Source organism: Holdemania sp. 1001095H_141210_F2 (genome assembly GCF_015558105.1).
Taxonomy (GTDB): domain Bacteria; phylum Bacillota_I; class Bacilli_A; order Erysipelotrichales; family Erysipelotrichaceae; genus Holdemania.
The window spans coordinates 1-5,009 of the sequence record NZ_JADNPO010000054.1; the positions used below are offsets into that span (position 1 = coordinate 1).

Consider the following 5,009-nt stretch of genomic DNA (forward strand, 5'->3'; position numbering starts at 1 on the left):
GAGAACCTGGCAACGAGCTACGTTCACTATGGCAGGCATAGCTATTCTCGCCGCGGAAATGCTTAACTTCTGTGTTCGGGATGGGAACAGGTGTGACCATTTCGCTATCGTCACCAGATCATTTCAGGATTATTCCCTGAAAACCAAATAACAGTTGCTTCCAGAAAGTCTTGCTCTTTCTTACTTCGTTATGAACGTTTTTTTCCTCATGTGATTAAATCCTCGACCGATTAGTATCAGTCAACTCCACACATCGCTGTGCTTCCATCTCTGACCTATCTACCTCGTCGTCTTCAAGGGGTCTTACTTTCTCTTGGAAATGGGAAATCTCATCTCGGAGTCGGTTTCACGCTTAGATGCCTTCAGCGTTTATCCGTTCCCCACTTAGCTACCCAGCTATGCATCTGGCGATACAACTGGTGCACCAGCGGTGGGTCCATCCCGGTCCTCTCGTACTAAGGACAGCTCTCCTCAAATTTCCTACGCCCACAACAGATAGGGACCGAACTGTCTCACGACGTTCTGAACCCAGCTCGCGTACCGCTTTAATGGGCGGACAGCCCAACCCTTGGAACCGAATTCAGCTCCAGGATGCGATGAGCCGACATCGAGGTGCCAAACCTCGCCGTCGATGTGAACTCTTGGGCGAGATCAGCCTGTTATCCCCAGGGTAGCTTTTATCCGTTAAGCGACGGCCATTCCATTCTGCACCGCCGGATCACTAATCCCGACTTTCGTCCCTGCTCGACTTGTCTGTCTTGCAGTCAAGCACCCTTCTGCATTTGCGCTCGTCGATTGATTTCCAACCAATCTGAGGGTACCTTTGGGCGCCTCCGTTACTCTTTAGGAGGCGACCGCCCCAGTCAAACTGCCCACCTGACACTGTCCCTTACCCAGCTCATGGATACAGGTTAGAATTTCAATCAACTAAGAGTGGTATCCCAACGTCGACTCCATTGAAACTGACGTCCCAACTTCTTCGTCTCCCACCTATCCTGTACATACTTGATCAAAACTCAATATCAGGCTACAGTAAAGCTCCATGGGGTCTTTCCGTCTAGTTGCGGGTAACCTGCATCTTCACAGGTACTAAGATTTCACCGAGTCTGCTGCCGAGACAGCGCCCAAATCATTACGCCTTTCGTGCGGGTCAGAACTTACCTGACAAGGAATTTCGCTACCTTAGGACCGTTATAGTTACGGCCGCCGTTCACTGGGGCTTCAATTCAATGCTTCGTCTTGCGACTAACATATCCTCTTAACCTTCCAGCACCGGGCAGGCGTCACCCCCTATACTTCGTCTTGCGACTTTGCAGAGAGCTGTGTTTTAGTTAAACAGTTGCTTGGGCCTCTTCACTGCGGCTCTTTCGAGCGCCCCTTCTTGCGAACGTACGGGGCTATTTTGCCGAGTTCCTTGGCAACAGTTCTCTCGCTCACCTCAGGCTTCTCGCCTTGACCACCTGTGTCGGTTTTGGTACGGGCCGCTCATCGATTAACGCTAGAAGCTTTTCTTGAAAGCTGGCATCGCCGTCTTCGCTACTTGGCTCGCGCCGTTCGCTCCCCATCACGCCTTCAGATTGACAGCCGGATTTGCCTGACTGCCTCCTACCTCGCTTGGTCCGGAATCCATTTACCGGTCCGGTTAGCCTTCTTTGTCACTCCATCACTCGATGCGCGGGTACAGGAATATCAACCTGTTTTCCATCGACTACGCTTTTCAGCCTCGCCTTAGGTCCCGACTTACCCAGGGCGGACGAACCTTCCCCTGGAATCCTTGGTCTATCGGTGTGCAGGATTCTCACCTGCATCTCGCTACTCACACCGGCATTCTCACTTCCATGCGCTCCACTGCTCCTTACGGTACAGCTTCGATGCCCATGGAACGCTCCCCTACCCAATGACCTGAGTCATTGCCATAGTTTCGGTATACCGCTTAGCCCCGGTTAATTTTCGGCGCAGGGTCACTCGACTAGTGAGCTGTTACGCACTCTTTGAAGGGTGGCTGCTTCTAAGCCAACCTCCTAGTTGTCTGTGCATCCCCACATCCTTTTCCACTTAGCGGTAATTTTGGGACCTTAACTGATGATCTGGGCTGTTTCCCTTTTGACCATGGACCTTATCACCCACAGTCTGACTGCCGAAGATGTCATAATGGCATTCGGAGTTTGATTTCATTCAGTACACCTTGACGGCGCCATCATGAATTCAGTGCTCTACCTCCACTACCCTTACTTCGACGCTAGCCCTAAAGCTATTTCGGGGAGAACCAGCTATCGCCGTGTTCGATTGGAATTTCTCCGCTAGCCACAACTCATCCGCCAACTTTTCAACGGGGGTCGGTTCGGTCCTCCATTTGGTTTCACCCAAACTTCAACCTGGTCATGGCTAGATCACTACGGCTTCGGGTCTATCTCATCGTACTGCCGCCCTATTCAGACTCGCTTTCGCTTCGGCTCCGTGTCTTCCACTTAACCTCGCACGATAAGATAACTCGCCGGTTCATTCTACAAAAGGCACGACATCACCCCTTAACGGGCTCTGTCTTCTTGTAAGCATATGGTTTCAGGTTCTATTTCACTCCGCTCCCGCGGTTCTTTTCACCTTTCCCTCACGGTACTGGTTCACTATCGGTCATGTAGGAGTATTTAGCCTTTCCGGATGGTCCCGGATGCTTCCGACAAGGTTCCACGTGCCTCGCCGTACTCAGGATTCCACTAGGTCAGCTTCCAATTTCGATTACGGGGCTTGCACCCTCTTTGGCGGACCTTTCAATGTCCTTCTTCTATCGGTTACTGTACCACGTTGTGGTCCTACTACCCCAGCCCTGAGGCTGGTTTGGGCTCTTCCCCGTTCGCTCGCCGCTACTGAGGGAATCATTGTTATTTTCTTTTCCTCCAGGTACTAAGATGTTTCAATTCCCTGGGTTCTCTCCTCATGAGCTATGGATTCACTCATGGGTAACGCGACATTACTCGCGCTGGGTTTCCCCATTCGGAGACCGACGGATCGATGTGTGCTTACCACTCCCCGTCGCGTTTCGCCGTTAGCTGCGTCCTTCTTCTGCTCTACATGCCTAGGCATCCACCATATGCCCTTATTCATTTAATCACAGGTCCTCTGTCTTGACTGCGAGTCGTCCAGAGTTCCTTTCAATCTTTAATAAGAACTGTTCAACGTTCAACTTCAAATATCTTGTTCTGATTTTTGAAATCTTACAACTTTTCAGAAAGATCATGTCTTTCTATCTGTTTTCTGTTATTCGGTTTTCAAAGAACAATCACTGTCTGAGAAATCTTTCGATCTCTCAAAACTAAACAGGCTTACTTCCTCACAAATCCAACTTCTTTGTACGTCTTTCTCCTTAGAAAGGAGGTGATCCATCCCCACGTTCCCGTAGGGATACCTTGTTACGACTTAACCCCAATCATCAGCCCTACCTTCGACGGCTCCCTCCTCTTGCGAGGTTAGGCCACCGGCTTCGGGTATTGCCAACTCTCATGGTTTGACGGGCGGTGTGTACAAGGCCCGAGAACGTATTCACCGCGGCATGCTGATCCGCGATTACTAGCGATTCCGGCTTCATGAAGTCGGGTTGCAGACTTCAATCCGAACTGAGACGGACTTTCTGAGTTTTGCTCCACATCACTGTCTTGCTTCTCGTTGTATCCGCCATTGTAGTACGTGTGTAGCCCAGGTCATAAGGGGCATGATGATTTGACGTCATCCCCACCTTCCTCCGGTTTGTCACCGGCAGTCTCTCTAGAGTCCTCAACTCAATGTTAGTAACTAAAGACAAGGGTTGCGCTCGTTGCGGGACTTAACCCAACATCTCACGACACGAGCTGACGACAACCATGCACCACCTGTCTCCCTGATAACCTCCAACATATCTCTATGTCTTTGCAGGGGATGTCAAGACCTGGTAAGGTTCTTCGCGTTGCGTCGAATTAAACCACATACTCCACCGCTTGTGCGGGCCCCCGTCAATTCCTTTGAGTTTCACACTTGCGTGCATACTCCCCAGGCGGAGAACTTATTGCGTTAACTGCAGCACTGAGTTTCCCCAACACTTAGTTCTCATCGTTTACGGCGTGGACTACTAGGGTATCTAATCCTATTTGCTCCCCACGCTTTCGTGCATGAGCGTCAGTTACAGGCCAGGCAACCGCCTTCGCCACTGGTGTTCCTCCATATATCTACGCATTTTACCGCTACACATGGAATTCCATTGCCCTCTCCTGTACTCTAGTCTCTCAGTTTCTAAGGCTATATGGGGTTAAGCCCCACGCTTTCACCTTAAACTTAAAAAACCGCCTGCGCACCCTTTACGCCCAATAATTCCGGATAACGCTCGCCACCTACGTATTACCGCGGCTGCTGGCACGTAGTTAGCCGTGGCTTTCTGGTAAAGTACCGTCACTCCCATACCATTCCCTGTATGAGCCGTTCTTCCTTCACAACAGAGCTTTACAACCCGAAGGCCTTCTTCACTCACGCGGCGTTGCTCGGTCAGGCTTTCGCCCATTGCCGAAAATTCCCTACTGCTGCCTCCCGTAGGAGTTTGGGCCGTGTCTCAGTCCCAATGTGGCCGGTCACCCTCTCAGGTCGGCTACGTATCATCGCCTAGGTGAGCCGTTACCTCACCTACTAGCTAATACGCCATAAGCTCATCCATCCGTGTTGTATCCCAACTTTAATGATCAGAAGATGCCTTCCAATCACCTATCCGGTATTAGCAGTCGTTTCCAACTGTTATCCCAGGCCGATGGGCAGATTGCTTATGTATTACTCACCCGTTCGCCACTCCCGCTTGAAGACAAGTCCTCAAGCAAGCGTTCGACTTGCATGTATTAGGCACGCCGCCAGCGTTCATCCTGAGCCAGGATCAAACTCTCCATTTGTCAGAGTTTGTTAGCTCTTTGTTTTATCTTCACTATTCCTTAGAATAGCTGCTTTATGAATTGACGTTGTATTTGTGCTTTTCTTCCTGTTTAGTTTTCAAAGATCGA

At 50.5% G+C, this 5,009-nt stretch carries 3 rRNA genes; all 3 read right to left on the reverse strand.

The features are described from left to right. Positions 1-4: 4 nt before the first annotated feature. A 5S ribosomal RNA gene (gene rrf, locus I2G61_RS16165) occupies positions 5-118 on the reverse strand. Between the two features lie 92 nt (positions 119-210). Beyond that, positions 211-3,108, reverse strand: a 23S ribosomal RNA gene (locus tag I2G61_RS16170). Positions 3,109-3,365: 257 nt separating this feature from the next. Then, a 16S ribosomal RNA gene (locus I2G61_RS16175) occupies positions 3,366-4,901 on the reverse strand. Together the 16S, 23S and 5S rRNA genes form the textbook arrangement of a ribosomal RNA operon. Positions 4,902-5,009 lie beyond the last annotated feature (108 nt).